The sequence below is a fragment of the Cupriavidus sp. 05N39 genome, assembly GCF_056397325.1.
The window spans coordinates 1-524 of the sequence record NZ_JBFTNE010000286.1 but is presented as its reverse complement, the minus strand read 5'-3'; the positions used below and the strand labels follow the sequence as shown (position 1 = coordinate 524).

The window sequence follows — 524 nt, the reverse complement described above, 5'->3', positions numbered from 1 at the left end:
GAGGCCGTGGGCCTGCGTGCCGTCTGGTTCAGCGAAATCGGGTGACGAACGTCTCGACGCTGCCTCCGCAGAGTTCGGCCTGACGTGCATGGATGTCCTCGATGGGCCAATCCCACCAGCGGATCTTGAGAAGTGCGTCCACCTGCTCCTGCGGGAAGCGCATCTTCACCTGACGCGCAGGATTGCCGATCACTACCGCATACGGTGGCACGTCGCGCGTGACCACGGCCCGGGCACCGATGATGGCACCGTCTCCCACGGTGACGCCGGAGATGATGGTGGCGCCGTAACCGATCCAGACATCGTTTCCGATGCGTGTCGGCCCCTTGTTGGCCGGGTGGCCATCACGACCGGCGAGCGGGTCACCGAAAGCGATCCGCAGCGGGAAGGTGGTGACCCACTCGCTCCGATGCTCTCCACCCCCGAAGATGACCACCTCGTCGGCAATCGAGCAGAAGGCGCCGATGCTGATCGATTCATCCTCGCTCCACACCTTGAACTGCGGGGTCCCATAGGTGAAACGG

At 64.1% G+C, this 524-nt stretch carries 1 protein-coding gene; it reads right to left on the bottom strand.

Features of this window, described 5'->3' with window-relative positions; all coding sequences use genetic code 11:
* Window positions 1-28 precede the first annotated feature (28 nt).
* The coding region (locus AC1DN0_RS41335; protein WP_477146643.1) for a CatB-related O-acetyltransferase at window positions 29-524 on the bottom strand (496 nt) is incomplete at its 5' end.